A 958-nucleotide genomic window follows, 5' to 3' on the forward strand; every position below is an offset into this window, starting at 1 on the left:
GAGCAGCGCAACGCTGCGATCCCGGTGGAACGCAAGCCGGAATGGATCAAGGCGAAGGTCCAGATGGGCCCCGAGTTCGTCGGCCTGAAGAACCTGGTCAAAAAAGAAGGCCTGCACACCGTCTGCGAAGAGGCCGGCTGCCCCAACATCTTCGAATGCTGGGAAGACAAGGAAGCCACCTTCCTGATCGGCGGCTCCGAATGCACCCGCCGCTGCGACTTCTGCCAGATCGACACCGGCAAACCCTCACCCCTGGACCGGTTCGAACCCACCAAGGTCGCCCGCTCCGTCCAGTCCATGAACCTGCGCTACGCCACCGTCACCGGCGTCGCCCGCGACGACCTCGAAGACGAAGGCGTCTGGCTCTACGCCGAAACCGTCCGCAAAATCCACGAACTGAACCCCGGCACCGGCGTCGAACTGCTCATCCCCGACTTCTCCGGCAACCCCGCCCACATCGAAGCGATCTGCGACTCCAAACCCGAGGTCTTCGCCCACAACGTCGAAACCGTCCCCCGGATCTTCAAGCGCATCCGCCCCGCGTTCCGCTACGACCGCTCCCTGGACGTCATCACCCAGGGCCGCCACCACGGCATGGTCACCAAATCCAACCTCATCCTCGGCATGGGCGAAACCCGCGAGGAAATCAGCGAAGCGCTCCGCGACCTCCACCAAGCCGGCTGCGACCTGATCACCATCACCCAGTACCTGCGCCCCTCCGAACGGCACCTCCCCGTGGACCGCTGGGTCAAACCCCAGGAATTCCTGGACCTCCAGCACGAAGCCGAAGAGATCGGCTTCCTCGGCGTCATGTCCGGCCCCCTGGTCCGCTCCTCCTACCGCGCCGGCCGCCTCTGGGCCACCGCCATGCGCAAAAAAGGCCGCGACATCCCCGAAAACCTCGCCCACATCGCCGAAGGCATCCAGGACTCCGGCACCACCCGCCAGGAAGCCGCCA

The 958-nt window shown here is 65.1% G+C and carries 1 protein-coding gene; it reads left to right on the forward strand.

From position 1 onward, the window contains the following. Nucleotides 1–958 (forward strand): lipoyl synthase (gene lipA, locus ACYSM9_RS21865; protein ID WP_461859044.1); only part of this gene is annotated, 958 nt, incomplete at both ends.

This window comes from Arthrobacter sp. C152, assembly GCF_054890965.1.